We start from the raw sequence: 19187 nt of genomic DNA, 5'->3' as shown, positions 1-19187 counted from the left end.
TTTTTCGCATCTCGCCTCAACTGTAGCGGTTGTGTAAGACCTTAGGCGAACGTGGTTTGGGAATGTCTGGTGGTTTGGGAATGTCTGTATGTATCAGATAATTGGAATAATTGGCAGGGCATTGACCACCCGGATCGCGCAATGATCCAAACGCGTGGCGTTTTCATTGGTCAGCGTACGGATTGTTTGGGCGCGCGCCTGCTGATGATCCTGACCTGTATCCGTCTGGCCGAAGACTTTGGGACAGACTACCGGGTGAACTGGTTCCCGCAAGGCGCCGATGCGCCGGAGTTGGATCATACTGAGGAGTTATTCACCAAAGACTGGATGGATGCGCATTTCCTTGATCAGGCAGAGTTCGACACGATAAGCGCGACCGCTCTGCCAATTTGGGCCTTCCAGAACGATCCATCGCCCGAGCGGCTGATCGACCATTTGGCGTCTGGCCGTTCGGTTCTGGTCGAAGAAGCGAACGAGATATTGGTCTTCCCGTGGGAAGAGATCGAAACCATCCGTCCCCGCTATCGCGATTTCATACATCGCGTAGGATTTGTGGATGAGGTTCGTCAGATCATGGATCGCGCGGATCAGAAGCTCTCGGGGCAGGGGGTTTCGGCTTACCACATTCGACGCGGAAAAATCCTGAACGGATTACCATGGAAGCATTCGATCTGGCCCGCCAAGATCGAACCTGACGAGTTTTACGAGGCCCATCTGGAGAAATCCAAGGGCCAGACGGCGATCATGTTTTCGGATCAGCCAGAGGTGATAGACCGTTTCAAGCAGCGGTTTCCGGAGCTCATGCAGATGTCGGATATCGCTGATCTGTCGGCTCTGACCCGGGCGCAGCGGGACTTTCTGGAGCTTTTTGCGATGTCACGGGCGGATCAGGTGATCGCGCCACACATATCTGGCTTTTCAATGGCTGCAGCCCGGATTTCGGGGCAGCAGCGTAAAGTGTTCCGCGATGTATTGTCCAAGGATGAGATGCAGGCGGCCAATGCGCGGTTCATCGAACGGGTTGCGAAGGGGCCATCGGCCTTTCCGAATCCCTCAGAGGCGGCGCATATCTATTCAAAGGCGGTGCAATATCTGTCAGCGCAGGATCGCTGCGAAGAGGCGTATGATAGTGCGAAACCTATTCTGGACGCCGGGGCCGACAACGCCTTTATGCCACTTCTGCAATCCCTGAACTGTTTTTACCTGTCGAAGTGGCAGGAAAGCGAGGCACATGCCAAAGAGGGATTGCAGAACCCGCATCTCTGGCCCGAAGACTATTCTGTTTTGTGCGCGTTGCGCGGCGCTGTTCTTGGCATGCAGGGCAAGCGCGGTGCGGCGACGCTGCACTTTGCTAAAGCGTTCTGGTCCAAACCCTTACGGCCGGATGTTGTGGTGCTGGGGTCCAGAATGCTCTACCGCGCCCAACTTGCGCTTAGGCTAATGCCGCCTGTGGATTGGTCGTTGCAGAAGGTCGTTCGGCAACGCCGATTTCCACCGTTCAATAACCTGTATCTGGTTCAGCGCAATGTTGTTGTCAGGCGTTCTTGCAACTTCGATTTCATACTCTTGGATTGGGCCGAGTTGGCGCTGGATCAACGCGCAAGTCGTATCTTTGATCACCAACAAAGATTGGAAGCGCTTTCTACCTCACTCGATGAGATTCACGACGTACCAGCAGACGACCCGCGATTGTTGGGCGCGAGGGTGATACTACAGAGGCAACTGGGTGAATTGTCCGGGGCCCACGCCATTGATAAAACCCGCCAGATCGTAGCTGGTGTGCCGGAAAGTGCCTTGTACCAAAAGCGGCTGGCCGAACTTTACGAAGCAGAAGGCGATACCGTAACTGCGCATCGAGCGATGTCAGAGGCGCTAGCTTGTGACCCGGAAAGCCCGTTTCTTCTGTTTGCCATGGGGCGCTTGCTAGAGCGGACGGGCAAGACCGGTCAGGGTGAAAAGTTCATTCTGAAAGCTGCCGATCTGGATGAAGTCACCGTCGTCATTCAGGGCATGGCGGGCCAGATACACATGCGGCGCGGGAACAAGAACAAGGCACGTCCCTATCTTGAGAAAGCGCGCGATCTCTATCCGCCTCACAAGCGCTTTACCAATCAGCTGAACCGGCTTTCGGGTCAGGCCTGACGCTAATCCAGCGCGACCTCTTGCCGTAGTTTTCCGGTTGTCTTGTCGAAGATCAGAATGCGATTGTCGTCGGTCACGACCGCATACCAGTTGTTGCCGATGGTCAACGCTTGCGCTTTTGCGCCATCCGGAAGTTCGATCTGGTCGGGCAGCTTCGGAGTGCGGTCCGATAGGCGGATGACAATCAGGGCGAATGTCACTAGAACCCCGCCAATCATTACCGCGGTCAACAGCATGACCATCCGCCGCAGCAGTCGAAGCTGCGGTGTTTCCTGCGGTTCCTGAGGTTCGGAAGGGACAGTCATGGGCACCCGCCTGATAGAGTTTCATATCGCGGCCGCTCCGCCGCCCCGCCTTGATAAGGCGCTTGCGCGGGATGTGCCAGCGGAAGAGAACCTGTCGCGCACCCGGCTGGCCCGACTGGTCAATGAAGGGGCCGTGACTGTCGATGGTGCGGTAGTCGAAGACCCCAAAGCCAAGATTGCCGAAGGTGCGCAGATCGGGATCACCGTGGCCGAGGCCGAGGACAGCCACATCGGTCCCGAAGATATCCCGCTGGAGGTCGTCTTTGAGGATGACGATCTGATCGTGATCAACAAACCTGCGGGAATGGTGGTACATCCGGCTCCGGGGTCTCCGAACGGTACGCTGGTCAATGCGCTGCTGCATCATTGCGGGGATGATCTCTCGGGCGTTGGGGGCGTCAAGCGTCCGGGCATCGTGCACCGGATCGACAAGGAAACCAGCGGGTTGCTGGTTGTGGCGAAATCGGATGCGGCGCATCACGGGCTGGCTGCCCAGTTCGAGGCGCATAGCGTCGAGCGCTACTATCGCGCGATCTGCTATGGTGTGCCGGATGCCAATGACCCTCGGTTGCGTGGGATCAAGGGTGTCAGCTTTGAGCCCGGCAACATCATGCGCCTAACAACTCAACTGGCGCGGCACAAGACGGATCGGCAAAAGCAGGCCGTGCTGTTTCACGGAGGCCGCCACGCAGTGACACGGGCGCGGATTGTCGAAGTTTTTGGAACGCCCGGCGGTCTGTCCTTGATCGAATGCTGGCTTGAGACGGGCCGAACGCATCAAATCCGTGTCCATATGGCCCATGCCGGCCACGGGCTTGTCGGAGACCCGGTTTACGGCGGAAAGCGCAAACTGGCTGCGCGGTCATTCACGCCTGAGGCCGCCGAGGCGGTGCAGGCTTTCCCCCGCCAAGCTCTGCACGCAGCAGTGTTAGGCTTCGAACACCCGGTTTCGGGCCAGGTATTACGTTTTGAAGCCCCGCTGCCGCAGGATATGGCGGACCTGCTGGAAAATCTCAGAAAACCACTGAAATAAACTGCAAAGGCTTGTGAAAAAGGCCTTTTCAGCTTTCCTTTACATAGGGTTAATCTCAGACTGTTAACAGATCCTCTTGAATGTATCGGGTCTGGTACCCATATCCCATGTTAAGGGCTTAAACATTTGTCCAAGGGGCAGAAATAAATGGCAAATTACTCAAATCTTCCAGCGCCGACACCCGAGGGTGGGCTGAACCGCTATATGCAGGAGATTCGCAAGTTTCCTCTGCTGGAGCCGGAGGAAGAATATATGCTGGCCAAGCGCTGGGTCGAGGAACAGGATACCGAGGCCGCGCATAAAATGGTCACGTCACACCTGCGTCTGGCGGCCAAGATCGCCATGGGATATCGCGGTTATGGCCTGCCGCAGGCCGAGGTGATTTCCGAGGCCAATGTGGGCCTGATGCAGGCGGTCAAGAAATTCGACCCCGAAAAAGGCTTCCGGCTGGCGACCTATGCCATGTGGTGGATCCGCGCTTCGATCCAGGAATACGTCCTTCGGTCGTGGTCGATGGTGAAACTGGGTACAACATCGGCGCAGAAAAAGCTGTTCTTCAACCTGCGTAAAGCAAAGGCACGCATTGGCGCGCTGGAAGAGGGTGATCTGCGTCCTGAAAACGTGGCCAAGATTGCAGAAGACCTCGGAGTGACCGAGGAAGAAGTGATCAGCATGAACCGTCGGATGTCCGGTGGCGATGCATCGCTGAACGCGACCGTGGGGTCCGAAGGCGAAGGCACCATGCAGTGGCAGGATTGGCTGGAAGATGAAGATGCCGATCAGGCTGGTGACTACGAGGCGCGCGATGAATTGGAAGCCCGGCGCGAATTGCTCGCTGCTGCGCTGGATGTTCTGAACGATCGCGAGAAAGACATCCTGACTCAGCGCCGTCTGATGGACCAGGCTGTTACGCTGGAAGAGCTGAGCACGCAGTACAATGTCAGCCGTGAACGTATTCGTCAGATCGAAGTGCGCGCGTTCGAGAAGCTGCAAAAGAAGATGCGAGAGCTTGCGCGCGAAAAAGGTATGCTGGGTTCAAACTGACCCCAGACAGATATCAGCCCGCCATATGAGCGGGCTGATTTTTTTAGTTATGCGAAAATGAAATCGGACTCGGACAGGTGGCTTGCCCAGATGCCTGATAGATAGATGCTGTCTCCGTCGTCCAACTCGATCTTGGTCCCGAAGAACTTTCCGTCGATATCGTCTTCGATGTCCTCAAAGCTGTTGATGCCATCGTATTCGGACAGGTCGATCTTGTCCTTGCCGACGCGGAAATCGACAATCCAGTCGTGACCGTCGCCTTCATCGAACACAAACGTGTCCTTACCGCGCCCACCAAAGAGTTTGTCATTGCCTTCGCCGCCGTCGATGATGTCTTTCCCACGACCTCCGAAGATTTTGTCATGGCCTTCATCGCCACGCAGAATATCCTTTCCGCGCCCCCCGAAGATTATGTCGTTCCCGGCACCGCCAAGCGCCACATCATTGCCCGAGCCGGTGTTGATCACGTCATTGCCACCATCACCGTGAACAAAGTCTTTGCCGCGTCCGGTAAAGATGAATTCATCGCTGCTGTCACCCAGGATAAAGTCCGTGTTCTTTTTGCCCAGAATGCCCGACACCGAGACGGGTAGAAGTACGCCGTCAAGTACGTGAATGATACCGTTTGACGCATCCACGTCGAACGCGATCAAGCCGGGATCGTCGATGCCCGGATCGGCATCGCTCAGGCTGGGAGGATCGCTTTCAAGGTTCAGTTCGACTGACGACCCAAGCAGAGTTTGGATTTCAGCCCCGTCGCCTAGACCGACCACTGTGGTGCTGTCGAACTCACCATCGACCACGTGATACTTCAAAATGTTGGTTAGCAAAGGGATGGGGTCTCCGCCGCCAAGCAGGGTGAGCGCCTTGATGATGTGGCCCAATGCTCCAGCCTCGTCATCCCCTTTATACCCAAGCGTTTGTGCCAGAGTAATAAAGGCGGCGTCATTTGGGGCAAAGACGGTCAGTTCTGCCTCAGGATTGTCCAGCGTTTCCGCCAGCCCGGCTGCAATAACCGCTTCGCGGAGAATGTCGAAATCCTGATTGTCGCTGTCAAACGTTCCGGGATCACCGCTTTTTAGTACTGTTCCTGTAATCGTATGTGTTGCTGGCATTTCAGTAAGCCTCCCACCCTGTTTGCCGTTGCTTCGGATATTGCCAGAGCTCGATCCGAGCATGATTCAGTCGATGTTTGAGCTACGGCGGCAGCATCAGACTGGATCAACAAAACTGATTTGCGAGGGCAGGATTGGCGCCGATCGGTTTTTGATTATCGATATAAAGTATAAGGTTATCGGGGTTTTTTAATCTCATCAAAAAATTTGCCGAGGCGTATGATATTCAAATAGATAGAGAAAGGACTGACTTATTGGCAGGTGGTTGATAGACAGATCAGGAACTGAATTACATAGAACTCGCCCTGGGCGGGTTACATCAATTTTTAGGGGGCGCGCATGCATAAACCGGTCAATTGGGGTGTTCTGGGTGCAGCCAGATTCGCACGACAACACATGGCGCCCGCCATCCATGCGGCAGAGGGCGCGCGGCTGGCGGGGTTGGCGACCTCGGATCCGGCTAAGGCCGAGCCCTTTGCCAGATATTGCCCTGATCTGAATGTCTACAACAGCTATGAGGCATTGCTAGCCGATCCTGAGATTGAGGCGGTGTACATCCCGCTGCCCAACCATCTTCATGTCGAATGGAGCCTGAAGGCGCTGGATGCGGGCAAGCATGTGCTGTGCGAAAAGCCGATGACCATGCGGGCTGATGAATTTGACGCGCTGATCGCAAAGAGGGACCAGACGGGTTTGCTGGCTGCCGAAGCATATATGATCGTGCATCACCCTCAGTGGCATCTGACCCATAAACTGATCGCGGACGGAGCGATCGGCCGGCTGGTCCATGTCACCGGGGCGTTCAGCTATGACAACCGGGCGGACACGGGCAACATCCGCAACCGTGCGGAAACCGGTGGGGGCGGGCTGCGTGACATCGGGGTGTATGTTATCGGCAGCGCTCGGTTTGCAACTGGGCAAGAGCCGGTCTCGGTCAGCGGTGCGATCCGGTGGGAAAATGACGTGGATGTCTTCACCGAAATACGCGCGCAGTTTCCCGAATTTACCTATTCCGCCTACGTCTCAACACGCATGCATCCACATCAGGAAATGGTGTTTCACGGAGAAGGTGGCATGATCCGTCTAACCGCTCCGTTCAATGCGCGCGTGTTCGGCGAGGCGCGGGTTGAACTGCACCGACCGGGCCTTGAAGTTCTGGTGCCCCGGTTTCCAGCGGACAACCACTATCAATTGCAGGTCGAAGCGTTCTGCCGATCGGTTCGCGAAGGGGTTGAATATCCCTGTTCGTTGGAATTCGTGAGGGGCACACAAGAGGTTATCGATCAGGTCTTTGACGCCGCCGTTTCGCTCTAGCTTGCCACGCCTGTGGTGTCTCGCGTATCCTGTCCCGACCGGATCAGGAGGGCTAAATGGCGGGCGGCTGGGCGCGCGATGGCGCGGTGAGTGAACAGATCGAAGCGTCGATTTCAGATGAACTGGCGCGGATGCAGGCGCAAAAGCGACCTGTGGGCGAAAGCCTGACCCATTGTGCCGAATGCGAAGAACCGATCCCCGAAAAACGCCGCCTTGCTCTGCCCGGCGTAAAGCTGTGCCTGGATTGCCAGCAAGAGCGTGACAGCAGCTTCAAATCCCGTGGCGGGATCAATCGGCGGGGTTCGAAAGACAGTCAGTTGAAATAACGCGAGGAGCACCCGGTGAAGGATCAGCCGCAGAGATCAGTACTGCAAAACGGGTTGGTTCTTGGGTTCCTAGCCGCGTTTCTATGGGGCACGCACAGCGTTATCGTGCGATATTTGACTAGTGATCTCGGCGGGTTACAGATTGCCGTGTCGCGCCTGTACATTGCTGCTTTTGCGATTTACTGCATGTTGCGGGTGATGGGCGCACGGGTTTCAATCCAGTACAGGGATTGGAACTTCCGACTGGCGGTGTTGTCGACGGTGGTGAACTATATTTTGTTCCATATTGGCCTGGAGCATACAGGTGCCGCGAATGCGATGGTGCTTGAGAATACCGCGCCGTTCTTTGTGTTGATATTCCTGTATTTCTTCGCGGATACCACCGTTGGCCGGACTGATGTATTGGCAACCCTGCTGGCGATCCTCGGTGTGTTTCTAACCGTCTATCGGGATTTTCAAGGCGGGGGAGAACCCCTGCTGGGCGATCTGATGGAAATCGGGGCGGGACTTAGCTGGGCGGTGTTCCTGATTTCCAGCAGCCGCGCGATGCAGTCATCGGAGACCACTGCCGAAAGGTTGAACTTCCTGTTTGGCATCTTTTTGTGTTCGGGCGTTTTGCTGGTGCCACTGGCGGCTTTTTCTATTCAGATGCCGACCGCAAACGATGTGATCTTCTTGATCCTTCTGGGCGTTTTGCCGACCGCGCTTGCCTATTATCTTTGGTACGAGGCCGCCGCCCGCGTGTCGACATTGACGGCGACGTTGCTATTCGCCGCCTCGGTTGTGTTTACCTTTGTCAACTCGGCACTGTTTCTGGGCGCAACGATCACACCGCTTGCGATTGTCGGCGCGGTATTGATTGTCACGGCCATTTTCGTGACGACCATGAAATCAGCCAAAGAGAAATGAGGCAGCCATACAGGCTGCCTTTCAACTTTAGCTTTCCATCGCTTCCAGTTCGTCAATAAATCCCGAGATCATCGACAGGCCTTTGTCCCAGAACTCGGGATCACTGGCGTCCAGTCCGAACGGGGCCAGAAGCTCTTTATGGTGCTTGGAGCCACCGGCGCGCAGCATTTCGAAATACTTGTCCTCAAACCCGTCTGCACCGCTTTCGTAAACCGAATACAGCGCGTTCACGAGGCCATCACCGAAGGCATAGGCATAGACGTAGAACGGCGAGTGGACGAAGTGCGGGATATAGGCCCAGAAAGTCTCGTACCCGTCCATGAATTCGAATGCGGGGCCAAGGCTTTCAGCCTGAACGCTCATCCAAAGGGCGTTGATATCGTCTGGTGTCAGCTCGCCCTCACGACGGGCGGCGTGCAGTTTGCATTCGAAGTCGTAGAAGGCGATCTGGCGGACGACTGTGTTGATCATGTCCTCGACCTTACCGGCCAGAAACACCTTGCGCTGTTCCGCTGTCTCGGCCTGATCCAGCATTTTGCGGAAGGTCAGCATTTCACCAAAGACCGAAGCAGTTTCAGCCAAGGTCAGCGGGGTCGATGAAAGCATCTCGCCCTGATTGGCGGCCAATACCTGATGCACGCCGTGGCCCAATTCATGCGCCAATGTCATCACATCGCGCGGTTTGCCCAGATAGTTGAGCATCACGTAGGGATGAACTTCGGTCACGGTAGGATGCGCAAAGGCGCCAGGCGCTTTGCCGGGCTTCACGGCCGCATCGATCCAACCCTTCGAGAAGAAGGGAGCTGCGATCTCACCCATCCGAGGATCAAACGCGTTATAGGCGTCCATCACCGTCTTCTCGGCCTCGGACCAATCGACGATGCGGGTGTCCTCCATCGGCAACGGAGCATTACGGTCCCACACTTGCATCACGTCCAGACCAAGCCATTTGCGTTTCAGTTCGTAGTAACGATGGCTCAGCTTGGGGTAGGCGGCCACAACGGCCTCGCGCAGGGCTTCGACCACTTCGGGCTCGACATCGTTCGACAGGTGGCGACCAGTCTGAGCAGTTGGCATGTTGCGCCAGCGGTCAACGATTTCTTTTTCCTTGGCCTGCGTATTGTGCACGCGCGCGAAGCTTTTGATATTGCTTTGGAAAACGCTGGCCAGTTCGCGCGCGGCAGCTTCACGTTTGGCACGATCCTGCTCGGTCAAAAGGTTCAGCGTACCTTCGATATTCAACTCTTCGCCATCAACGGTAAAGGTCAGGCCCGCAATTGTCTCGTCGAACAGGCGCTCCCATGCATCGCCGACCACGCCGAGATCGTGCAGAAATTTCTCAAGCTCGTCGGATAGTTGATAAGGCTTCATCGCGCGGATACGGCGGAACACGGGCTCGTATCGCGCCAGATCGGCATTGGCGACAAAATGAGCAGCCAGCGCGTCATCGTCGATGCGATTCAGTTCCAGCGTGAAGAACACCAGAGGCGTGGTGAAGACGGTGATCTTCTCCTGCATGTCAGACAGGAACTTGGCGCGATCCGCGTCGGTGGTCAGTTGGTAATAGCGCAATCCGGCAAAGGACATGATCCGCCCGGCGATGGCGTTGATCTTTTCGTTGCGCAGCACGCAGGTCAGTAGTCCAGCTGCGTCCAATTCGGCCAGCTTACCCTCATAATCTGCGGCAAAGGACGCACATTCGCCCTCCAACCAGTCCAGATCGCGGGCCAGTTCGGGTGCATCTTCCGAGGCATAGAGGTCCGTCAGATCCCATTCCGGCAAATTGCCCAGATCATCGGCACCGCCGCCTGCATTTGCATCACGGACGGGAAAGGGAAGGTCGCGCATGGAACACCTCGAATAAACTGCGTTGGCAAACATTTAGGCGCGGCACGTCCGGATCACAAGCAAGCTGTCTGGTCAAACCTTAATGACAGGGCTCGGGTTTTGGTTTCGCCGCGGCTGCCGCGAAATGTGCAGCAAGTTGATCAAAGACCGGCCCGCGCACCTCGGGTGCCTCCATCAGAACTTCGTGTTCGCCGTCGGGGATCTCGACCAGAGTACCGCTAGGCCAGTTGGCCATACGTGCCCGAATGGCCTTGCGGTCTACGATCTGTTCATGGCTACCCAAGAAGGTCAGGGCAGGGATCTCGGGCGCGGTCTGCTCCATCAGCCAGGTGCATTCATCCAGCGCCTCGCGCAGCCAGATGGTAGACGGTGCGCCCAAAGCAAGTTCAGGGTGTGCGGCCAACTGATCCTGCATCATTCGGTACATCGCCGGATCGCGTGTCAGCACGTTTCCTTCGAAGGGCTGTGAGGCCACATAGCTCTCCAGCGTGGTGGTGGGCGGTGTTTTCTCGCCCAAGCCCAAGCGTGGCCCCCAATAGGCAGTTAGCTGGCTGAGCGGCTTCATGATTGGTGTAAAGAAAATCCCCCACATCGGGCCCGTAAAGGCGCAGGCCGCAAAATCAGCCCCCTCCAGAACGGCGCGAAGCCCGATAGCCCCGCCCATGGAATGGCCTATGACGTACCAGGGCTTGGGCAACTCCAGTTTTTCGGCCAGTTTCAGTATTGAGCGAACGTCGTGCTGGTAATCCGTGAATTGTTCGATATGACCGATCCGCGGATCATCCAGCAGGCGATCTGCAAGCCCTTGCCCGCGCCAATCGACCGCGAGGCTTGCAAAGCCCCGGTTCACAAATTCCTTGGCGGTATCACCATATTTTTCGATGTATTCCGTGCGACCGGGGAACAGCATCACCGTGCCGTGCGTATCGCCTCCGGGCAGCCAATGTGCCACGCGGATACGTTTGCGATCTTCGGTGATCAGCCAATGCGCCGCACCATCGGCAGGGCCGCCGGCCACGTCTTCGAATAAGGGGGCCGGCGAAAACTCCATCAGGCCAGCACCGAGGCGAGTTTCATGGCGATACCCATGTCTCCGTCAACGCTCAGCTTGCCGGACATGAACGCACCGGTTGGGTTCAGGTCACCGCTGAGGATCTGTTCAAAGGTGTCCGCATCGGCGCTGAGGGTCACATCAGCATCTTCGTCGCTTACCCGCGCACCGCTTGCATCCAGAATGATAGAACCCAGATCGGCAATGGCAAATTTGGCTGACGCATCGAAATCGCCGCCCGACAGTTTCTCATTCAATGCCGCCGCGGCTTTTTCCAGAATATCGCTCATGGTCTTCCTCATATTGTTCATGCGCCGTGAATGGACATCCCCGGTCGCTACGCTACACTGACCATTGTTATGGGTATTGCAATCACCAATCTCAAACGTACCGTCGCGGCACTTGCCGTCATAGTCACGTTTTCCACCAGTTGCATCGCGCAGCAGGCGGATTCGCGGGACGAGGCATCACTGTTGCAGCAACTGGCGCAATCGACGCCCGAACAGGCCATCGGATTGGATCGGCAATTGCAGGCGCTGTGGTCACAATCAGGTTCGGCTTCGGCGGATTTGCTGTTGGAACGCGGACGCGAAGCGCTGGATGACGGGGATGTCGAGGCCGCGCTTGATCATTTGACGGCGCTTACCGATCACGCACCCGAATTTGCCGAGGGTTGGCATGTGCGCGCTTCGGTTTTCTTCGGCATTGACAGGTTTGGCATGGCTGCGGCGGATCTTGAACAGGCATTGACGCTGAATCCGAACAACTACGACGCTATCTACGGCCTTGGCCTCATCTTTGAGATCGTGGGCAAGCCAGAACAAGCACTTGAGGCCTATTCACGTGCGCTGGCTATACATCCCCATCATGAAGAAGTAACCAATGCCGTGAATCGGCTGAAGCCTCAGGTTGAAGGCAAGGCGCTGTAAGTCTTAGGGCGCAGGGGGCAAAGGTGAGCGGGTCATCCCGAATCGTGGCCGTACTTGGCCCGACGAACACAGGTAAAACTCATTACGCGATTGAACGTATGCTGGGGTACCGGACCGGTGTCATCGGTCTGCCGCTGCGACTGCTCGCGCGCGAGGTCTATGACAAAATTGTCGCTATTCGCGGTCCGTCTGTTGTGGCGCTGGTGACAGGCGAGGAACGGATCGTACCGCCGCGCACCCAATACTGGGTCTGTACAGTTGAGGCGATGCCAGAAGGCATGGGCACTGATTTTGTGGCGATTGACGAAATTCAGCTTTGCGTGGACCCCGAACGCGGCCATGTCTTTACTGACCGCCTGTTGCGGTCGCGCGGCACCAATGAAACGCTATTCCTCGGCTCTGACACCATGCGCGGCCCCATCGCGGCCCTTGTGCCCGAAGCGCAGTTCATCCGGCGTGAACGGATGTCTCAGCTGGTCTATTCCGGTTCGAAAAAGATCAGCCGAATGCCTGCGCGCAGTGCGATCGTCGGATTCTCGGTCGACAATGTCTATGCCATCGCCGAGCTGCTTCGTCGCCAAAAGGGCGGGGCGGCGGTCGTCATGGGGGCGCTCAGCCCTCGCACGCGGAATGCGCAGGTTGACCTCTATCAAAACGGTGAGGTTGATTATCTGGTGGCTACGGATGCCATCGGAATGGGGTTGAACCTGGATGTGAACCATGTGGCGTTCTCATCTCTGACCAAATTTGATGGCCGCCGAATGCGGCCCCTGGCCCCCAACGAGTTGGCCCAGATCGCAGGACGGGCCGGGCGCGGAATGTCGGATGGCACGTTTGGTGTGACGGGCGAGGCTCCGCCGCTGGATGAGGGCGTAGCCCAAGCCATTATGGACAGCCGGTTCACGCCTATGAAAAAGTTGAATTGGCGGAATGCCGCTTTGCGGTTCGGCTCAATCGACGCACTAATCGACTCGCTTGAGGTCAGCCCAGACAATGAGCACCTGATCAAAGCGCGGCCAGCTGACGATCTGAACGTCCTGAAATCTCTGTCCCAAGTCACCGAAGTTGTTGCCCGTGCCAGCGATGGACCGTCGATCCGTTTGCTATGGGATGTGTGCAGAATCCCCGATTTTCGTGGCATCAGCCATGCCGAACATGCCAGCCTGCTTGAGGTGATCTATGGCCATCTGCATGAGCGCGGAAGTATCCCCGATGATTTCATGGCGCGGCAAATCCGCCGTATCGACCAAACCCATGGCGACATTGATGCATTGTCCAAAAGGTTGGCATATATTCGCACTTGGACATATGTTGCGCAACGAAACGGTTGGGTGCGTGACGAATCCCATTGGCGCGAGGAAACGCGCACTGTAGAAGACAGGCTGTCGGACGCTCTTCACGACCGTTTGACTCAGCGATTTGTGGACCGGCGCACGTCAGTGTTGCTGCGCCGGCTCAAACAGAAGGAGGCCCTTTTGGCCGAAGTAAATGACAAGGGTGAAGTGACCGTCGAAGGTGAATTCGTCGGTCGTCTGGAAGGGTTCCGGTTTACCCCGGACAAAAGCGCGCAGGGGACTGAAGCGAAAGCCTTGAAGTCAGCCTCTCTGCAAGCACTCGCGCCGCAATTCCATCTGCGTGCCGATCGCTTCTACAATGCGCCCGATACCGAAATTGATTTCACCGATCAGGGTGGCCTGATGTGGGGCGAGTATGCCGTGGGCAAACTTGTTGCCGGTGCCGAGCCTCTCAAGCCTGTGGTCGAGGTTTTTGTCGATGAGGCCGCCGGGCCGGACGTGGAACAGAAGGTTCAGCGCCGCCTGCAGCATTTCATCGACCGCAAAGTGGCAGCCCTGTTCGAACCGCTTCTGAACCTGTCGCGGGATGAAGAATTGACGGGCCTGGCGAAGGGCTTTGCCTTCCGTATGGTCGAGTCGTTGGGCGTGCTGCCCCGTGTGCAGGTTGCGCAAGAGGTCAAGGATCTGGATCAGGACGCCCGTGGTGCGCTGCGTAAACATGGCATCCGGTTCGGTCAATTCACCATCTTCATGCCGCTGCTGCTGAAACCCGCGCCAACGCGCCTGCGTCTGGTACTATGGGCATTGTCCGGCGGCTTGCAGGAGTTCCCCGAAGCACCACCTCCGGGTCTGGTTACCGTTCCGGTCGCCAAGGATGCGCCGCAGGGCTATGACACCATGTGCGGCTACCGCGATGCGGGCGAACGCTCAATCCGGATCGATATGCTGGAACGGCTGGCCGACATGCTGCGGTCCGAGGATAGCCGCGGTGGGTTCGAAGCCAAACCCGACATGTTGTCAATTACCGGCATGACCTTGGAACAGTTTGCAGACCTGATGCAGGGACTGGGTTACAAGGCCGAACGCGGCGAACGTGAGAAGGCCAAGCCGGTCCCCACGGAGCAGCCTGTGGCGGAAGCTGAGGAACAACCCGTCGTCGATGAGACACCGACCGCAAATGCCGAAGCGGATGACGTCGGTATAACCACCGAGGCAGTAGCCGAAGCCTCCGAAAGCACCGAGGCGGCAGCCGAGGCTGCGGCCACTGAGAAATCAGCAGAGTCCAAATTGGATGAGCCCGAAATTGAGGTGTTCTACACCTTCACTTGGGGCCGCCAACGTCAGCAAAACCGTGGTCCGCGTCGCGAGCAGGGGCAGGGCAAGGGCAAGCCGCGTGGTAAACCTCAGGGCAAGCCGCATGGCAAGAAGGGGGGCAAGCCTCAGGGCGCCAAGACCTTCTCGTCACGGCCGCCCAAAAAGGAAAAGGCAATCGATCCCGATAACCCATTTGCGGCAGCGTTGATGGGTCTGAAGGACGGCAACTGATCCGCGATGGCCGAGGCCAAGCTGCGGATCGACAAATGGTTGTGGCAGGCGCGGTTCTTCAAGACCCGTAGCCTGGCCGCCAAACAGGTCAGCGGCGGCCATGTGCGTCTGAACGGAAATCGGGTGCTGAAACCGGCGCAAGCCGTGGCACCCGGAGATGTCCTGACCTTTCCGCAGGGGCGTATTGTTCGGGTTGTACGTATCGAAGCGCTTGGCGTGCGTCGCGGCCCGGCCCCCGAGGCGCAAGCTTTGTACTTCGATATGACCGAAAAGCAGGACGTATCGCCCAAGAATCCTGCGTTTGAGGGAAAAGGTCGTCCAACCAAGAAAGAAAGACGCGCGCTTGATCTTTCTCGCATCCCAAAGGGGTGATCTGACCTTGAAGCGGCGGTCAGACTGGATTAGCTAGTCGCCAAAGCGCAAACGGGAAATCCAACATGACCTACGTTGTCACCGAAAACTGCATTGGCTGCAAATACACCGACTGTGTCGAGGTTTGTCCGGTGGATTGTTTCTACGAAGGTGAAAACACATTGGTCATTCACCCCGACGAATGCATTGACTGCGGTGTCTGCGAACCCGAATGCCCCGCCGACGCCATCCGCCCCGATACCGAGCCGGGGATGGAGCAGTGGGTCGAGTTCAACCGGAAATACTCGGAAATGTGGCCGGTGATCGTGACCAAAAAAGACCCCTTACCCGAGGCCGAGGAACGCGACGGCGAAGAAGGCAAGATGGAGAAATATTTCTCGGAAGCCCCCGGCGAGGGCGGTTGACCGATTCGGCAGCCGGTTACCGTTCATTTGGCATCAATCTGTGCATTAATTAGTTGAGGTAGAAAGGGAATTTCCCATTTACCTTGGCGCGGTCTTTTGAGTGTCGCAAATTTGTGATATACTTAGGACCGAATGATGACTGTGATTGGGATGTGCTCCGTAAGTATGCTCGCTTTGGAGTTCTGAATTTATGACAAATAAGCCGCCTGACGGGGCCATGCAGGGCCTCGGCTGTGGTGCTTTTGTCGTCTCATGTCCCGATCAGAAATGAAGGATGAATATGAATGTCGAAATCGAAAAAGCTTGAGTTCCGCCCGAACGATTATGTCGTCTACCCGGCTCATGGCGTAGGTCAGATCGTATCAATCGAAGAGCAGGAAGTTGCAGGCTTCTCACTTGAGCTGTTCGTGATTTCTTTTGAAAAAGACAAAATGACCCTGCGCGTGCCGACTAACAAGGTCACTGAATCGGGGCTTCGGTCGCTCAGCTCACCGGATGTGATCAGCCAGGCAATGAAGACGCTGAAGGGCAAAGCCAAGGTCAAGCGTGCCATGTGGTCGCGCCGGGCGCAGGAATACGAGCAAAAGATCAACTCGGGCGACTTGATCTCGATCGCCGAAGTGGTCCGCGACCTGCACCGCACCGACGACCAGCGCGAGCAGAGTTATTCCGAGCGGCAGCTGTACGAAGCCGCGCTGGAACGTCTGACACGCGAAGTGGCCGCAGTTTCTGGCGCCGATGAGATTTCGGCTGCCAAACAGGTCGATGAGGTTCTGACCTCACGCGCAGCCTGATTGCGTTCGAGCCAATTTAAGGGTCGTCCCGATATCCGGGGCGGCCCTTTTTCGTGACTAGGCGCTTGGTCTTGTGGTGTGTGTCGGGTATTTTTCTGTAACTGCAGGAAGATACGGGGACATGATGAAGCAAACTGTCAAGTTTCTCTACATCAGCCACGAGCCGATCTCGGTCTGGTTTCGCTATGGGCTGATCCTGTTCGATATCGCCTCGATCATCTTTTTTGTCTCCACGGCGAATATCCCGCACGGGCCTGGGCTGACGGCGGCAAGTCTGGGTGTCGGGCTGATCATCCTAATGGATTTCTGCGCGCGGATGTGGATTTCCAAAGACCGCTGGAAACTGCTGCGTCAGATTTACACGATGGCAGACATCGTTGTGATCGTGTCGCTGCTGCTTGACCCGTTCCTAACCGGCAATCTCGCGTTTCTTCGGATATTGCGCGCATTGCGGCTGATCCATTCCTATCATCTGCTGCGGGATTTGCGCCGAGATAGTCCTTTCTTCCGAACCCACGAGGACGCGGTGATTGCGGCGATCAATCTGATGGTCTTTGTTTTTGCAACCTCGACTGCAGTACTGGTCTTTTTCGTCCCCGAAGATGCGCAGACCCCCTATATCGACGCACTTTATTTCACTATGGCGACCCTGACGACAACGGGGTTCGGAGATATCACGCTGGGCACACCAGCGGGAAAGCTGTTTTCCGTTTTCATCATGGTTGTTGGCGTGGCGTTGTTTGTCCGTCTGGCGCAGGCGATCTTCATGCCGCAGAAAGTGCGCTACAAATGCCCAAGCTGCGGCCTGTTCCGGCACGATCCGGATGCTGTGCATTGCAAACACTGTGGCGCGACGCTGCGCATTGAAACCGGTGGGGCGTCTTAGATTGAGGCTGTCAGCGCCAGGAGGAAGGTGATTTCCGAGGTCTGCTGCGTGGCCCCCAGAATATCACCGGTTTGGCCACCGATCTTGGTCTTGGCGATGCGAGCGACAAAAGCCGCTGCAAGCAGGGCGCAGAGCATCGGCGTGATGGCTGATCCACCCAGCAGCAATAGCGACAGGACGATAGCCAACACGATACCGGCCAGCACCGCAGACAAGGGGGGCGCACCAACCGAATGGCTCAGCCCCGATTTGCGAGCGTTGGGTAGCGCGCGCATCAGCACGGGCATCACGGCGCGTGAGAACAGGCAGGCGGCCAATATGCCCGTCAACAGACCCGCACCGATCAGTGCCATGACAGCAGCAATTCGAAGCAGTTGGCCCAGCAACAGGGCCAGTACGCCGTAAGTGCCGATATGGCTGTCCTTCATGATCTCCAGTCGACGTTCGGTTGTGAAGCCGCCCCAAAGCCCGTCGGCCGTATCGGCTAGCCCGTCTTCGTGCATCGCTCCGGTTGCGATGATCAACGTGGCGACCAGTAGGGCGGCGGTGGCAAGGGTTGGCAGCTGCGCCCAGATTGCAATCCAGGCGACGCCGCAAGCCAGCGCCCCCACAACAAGCCCGGCAAGGGGATAGGCCCAAGTCGCACGCGACTGGCGGGTGAACGCTTGATCGGGCAGGGGTGGCAGGGGCAGGCGCGTCAAAAGGACCAGAGCCAGTGGGATATCCCACAGGGAAAACGGGGCGGTGTCGTTTTTGGTCACTCCCAGGCCTTTCCGGGTCTTGTTGCTTTGCCAGCATTGGTTAAACACACACAACCACTCTGATGCAACGAGGCTTTCCATGCTGCCCGAACTCAATGACCTGAACAGTTTCCGCAATGCGCTGACCGGCGCACCCGGTCCGGACACCGCTGCCAAGCAGGGCGCGGAAGAGCGCAACGGTCAACTAACCAAACCGCCCGGCGCGTTGGGGCGGCTTGAGGATCTGGCGATCTGGTATGCAGGTTGGCGCGGGGATGCGCGGCCTCGGATCGATGCGCCGCAGGTCATCGTGTTTGCGGGCAACCATGGCGTAACTGCTCAAGGTGTCTCGGCGTTCCCGCCCGAAGTGACGGTGCAGATGGTCATGAATTTCGAACATGGCGGCGCGGCGATCAACCAGTTGGCAAAGGCTGCGGGCGCGAAGATGGACGTGCACGCGCTGGAGCTGGACCGTCCGACCGCAGATTTTACCCAAGCCCCCGCGATGAGCGAAGAGGAATTTCTAAGCGCACTGCGCACAGGATGGCAGGCGGTTGATCCGCAGGCCGATCTGCTGGTTGTTGGAGAGATGGGGATCGGAAATACCACGCCGGCTGCCGCCATCGCTTGCGCGCTATTTGGCGGGGATGCCGCCGACTGGACCGGGCGCGGGACCGGTGTGGATGATGCCGGACTGGCGAACAAAACCCGGGTTGTTGCGGAAGGCGTCGCTCTGCATGGTCAGGGCGATGGACTTCATATTCTAAGGTGTCTCGGCGGACGCGAGATTGCGGCTATGGCTGGCGCGATAGCCGCCGCGCGCGTATTGCGGATACCGGTTATTCTGGATGGATTCATCTGCACCGCAGCTGCAGCCTGTCTGGCGCAGATTTCGGAAACAGCGCTTGATCACACCATCGCGGGCCACCAAAGCGCCGAGGGCGCACATGCCGCGATGCTAGACAAGCTGGGCAAAGAGCCGTTGCTGACCCTCGGCCTGCGCTTGGGCGAGGGCTCGGGCGGGGCGTTGGCGATCAACATTCTGAAAAGCGCGGTTGCTTGCCATTCCGGCATGGCGACATTCGCTGAAGCAGGTGTGTCGGACGCCTAAGGCAGGGGCAGGGGGCGCTGCCCC

At 57.3% G+C, this 19187-nt stretch carries 19 protein-coding genes; 13 read left to right on the top strand and 6 right to left on the bottom strand.

Translation table 11 applies throughout. The features are described from left to right. Nucleotides 1–141: 141 nt before the first annotated feature. Nucleotides 142–2142: a hypothetical protein gene (locus tag ACR0NE_RS18275; protein WP_170595936.1), complete on the top strand. Its 2001-nt coding sequence runs from the start codon at nucleotides 142–144 to the stop codon at nucleotides 2140–2142. A 2-nt stretch (nucleotides 2143–2144) separates the two neighbouring features. On the opposite strand, the gene ACR0NE_RS18270 is transcribed toward ACR0NE_RS18275, so the two are convergent. Beyond that, the gene (locus tag ACR0NE_RS18270) at nucleotides 2145–2447 is read right to left on the bottom strand and encodes a DUF6476 family protein (RefSeq protein ID WP_170583872.1); all 303 of its coding nucleotides are present in this window, start codon (nucleotides 2445–2447) and stop codon (nucleotides 2145–2147) included. Between ACR0NE_RS18270 and ACR0NE_RS18265 the strand changes: the two genes are divergently transcribed. Together ACR0NE_RS18265 and rpoH are read left to right on the top strand one after the other, a co-directional pair. Next, nucleotides 2446–3480 (top strand): RluA family pseudouridine synthase, encoded by a 1035-nt coding sequence (locus ACR0NE_RS18265; protein ID WP_170595934.1) that lies wholly within the window; start codon nucleotides 2446–2448, stop codon nucleotides 3478–3480. The genes ACR0NE_RS18270 and ACR0NE_RS18265 overlap by 2 nt on opposite strands. 147 nt (nucleotides 3481–3627) lie before the next feature. Continuing rightward, a complete protein-coding gene (gene rpoH / locus ACR0NE_RS18260; protein ID WP_170393423.1) occupies nucleotides 3628–4524 on the top strand; it encodes an RNA polymerase sigma factor RpoH in 897 nt (298 codons plus the stop codon). A 47-nt stretch (nucleotides 4525–4571) separates the two neighbouring features. On the opposite strand, the gene ACR0NE_RS18255 is transcribed toward rpoH, so the two are convergent. Then, nucleotides 4572–5639, bottom strand: a complete 1068-nt coding sequence (locus tag ACR0NE_RS18255) for a fasciclin domain-containing protein (protein WP_170595932.1) — start codon at nucleotides 5637–5639, stop codon at nucleotides 4572–4574. 339 nt (nucleotides 5640–5978) lie between these two features. Between ACR0NE_RS18255 and ACR0NE_RS18250 the strand changes: the two genes are divergently transcribed. Genes ACR0NE_RS18250 through ACR0NE_RS18240 form a run of 3 tightly spaced genes read left to right on the top strand, consistent with a single transcriptional unit; the run spans nucleotide 5979 to nucleotide 8188 of the window. Beyond that, the gene (locus ACR0NE_RS18250; protein WP_170393419.1) at nucleotides 5979–6953 is read left to right on the top strand and encodes a Gfo/Idh/MocA family protein; all 975 of its coding nucleotides are present in this window, start codon (nucleotides 5979–5981) and stop codon (nucleotides 6951–6953) included. A gap of 56 nt (nucleotides 6954–7009) precedes the next feature. Beyond that, nucleotides 7010–7279 carry a DksA/TraR family C4-type zinc finger protein gene (locus ACR0NE_RS18245; RefSeq protein WP_170393417.1) on the top strand — a complete coding sequence of 90 codons (270 nt, stop codon included), beginning with the start codon at nucleotides 7010–7012 and terminating at the stop codon, nucleotides 7277–7279. A 15-nt stretch (nucleotides 7280–7294) separates the two neighbouring features. Then, a complete protein-coding gene (locus ACR0NE_RS18240) occupies nucleotides 7295–8188 on the top strand; it encodes a DMT family transporter (RefSeq protein WP_170595930.1) in 894 nt (297 codons plus the stop codon). A gap of 27 nt (nucleotides 8189–8215) precedes the next feature. On the opposite strand, the gene ACR0NE_RS18235 is transcribed toward ACR0NE_RS18240, so the two are convergent. The 3 genes from ACR0NE_RS18235 to ACR0NE_RS18225 form a co-directional block, all read right to left on the bottom strand. After that, a complete protein-coding gene (locus ACR0NE_RS18235; RefSeq protein ID WP_170595928.1) occupies nucleotides 8216–10036 on the bottom strand; it encodes a M3 family oligoendopeptidase in 1821 nt (606 codons plus the stop codon). 79 nt (nucleotides 10037–10115) lie between these two features. After that, complete coding sequence (locus ACR0NE_RS18230; protein WP_170595926.1) at nucleotides 10116–11087, bottom strand: alpha/beta hydrolase; 972 nt, start codon at nucleotides 11085–11087, stop codon at nucleotides 10116–10118. Then, on the bottom strand, nucleotides 11087–11377 hold the full coding sequence (locus ACR0NE_RS18225; RefSeq protein ID WP_170393409.1) for an SCP2 sterol-binding domain-containing protein: 291 nt from the start codon (nucleotides 11375–11377) through the stop codon (nucleotides 11087–11089). The genes ACR0NE_RS18230 and ACR0NE_RS18225 overlap by 1 nt, the downstream gene beginning before the upstream one ends. 30 nt (nucleotides 11378–11407) lie before the next feature. Here ACR0NE_RS18225 and ACR0NE_RS18220 point away from each other — a divergent pair, with 30 nt between their 5' ends. The 6 genes from ACR0NE_RS18220 (at nucleotide 11408) to ACR0NE_RS18195 (ending at nucleotide 17312) form a co-directional block, all read left to right on the top strand. After that, nucleotides 11408–12016, top strand: coding sequence for a tetratricopeptide repeat protein (locus ACR0NE_RS18220; protein WP_170405089.1), 609 nt, complete (start codon nucleotides 11408–11410; stop codon nucleotides 12014–12016). 23 nt (nucleotides 12017–12039) lie between these two features. After that, complete coding sequence (locus ACR0NE_RS18215) at nucleotides 12040–14856, top strand: helicase-related protein (protein WP_170595924.1); 2817 nt, start codon at nucleotides 12040–12042, stop codon at nucleotides 14854–14856. A 6-nt stretch (nucleotides 14857–14862) separates the two neighbouring features. Beyond that, nucleotides 14863–15228 (top strand): RNA-binding S4 domain-containing protein, encoded by a 366-nt coding sequence (locus ACR0NE_RS18210; RefSeq protein WP_170393403.1) that lies wholly within the window; start codon nucleotides 14863–14865, stop codon nucleotides 15226–15228. Nucleotides 15229–15293: 65 nt separating this feature from the next. After that, nucleotides 15294–15632: a ferredoxin FdxA gene (gene fdxA, locus ACR0NE_RS18205; RefSeq protein WP_010439399.1), complete on the top strand. Its 339-nt coding sequence runs from the start codon at nucleotides 15294–15296 to the stop codon at nucleotides 15630–15632. A gap of 284 nt (nucleotides 15633–15916) precedes the next feature. Further along, complete coding sequence (locus tag ACR0NE_RS18200) at nucleotides 15917–16426, top strand: CarD family transcriptional regulator (protein WP_010439402.1); 510 nt, start codon at nucleotides 15917–15919, stop codon at nucleotides 16424–16426. 124 nt (nucleotides 16427–16550) lie between these two features. Then, nucleotides 16551–17312 (top strand): ion channel, encoded by a 762-nt coding sequence (locus tag ACR0NE_RS18195; RefSeq protein WP_170596119.1) that lies wholly within the window; start codon nucleotides 16551–16553, stop codon nucleotides 17310–17312. On the opposite strand, the gene cobS is transcribed toward ACR0NE_RS18195, so the two are convergent. Continuing rightward, nucleotides 17309–18073, bottom strand: coding sequence for an adenosylcobinamide-GDP ribazoletransferase (cobS, locus tag ACR0NE_RS18190; protein WP_480459392.1), 765 nt, complete (start codon nucleotides 18071–18073; stop codon nucleotides 17309–17311). The genes ACR0NE_RS18195 and cobS overlap by 4 nt on opposite strands. A 79-nt stretch (nucleotides 18074–18152) precedes the next feature. On the opposite strand from cobS, the gene cobT reads away from it, so the two are divergent. Then, entirely contained in the window at nucleotides 18153–19163 is a 1011-nt protein-coding gene (cobT, locus tag ACR0NE_RS18185; protein ID WP_170595920.1) for a nicotinate-nucleotide--dimethylbenzimidazole phosphoribosyltransferase, read from the top strand. The last annotated feature ends 24 nt before the right edge of the window (nucleotides 19164–19187 follow it).

The sequence above is a fragment of the Ruegeria sp. C9 genome (assembly GCF_056537585.1).
The sequence above is the reverse complement of the archived record's forward strand: the minus strand, read 5'-3'. Positions and strand labels throughout refer to the sequence as shown.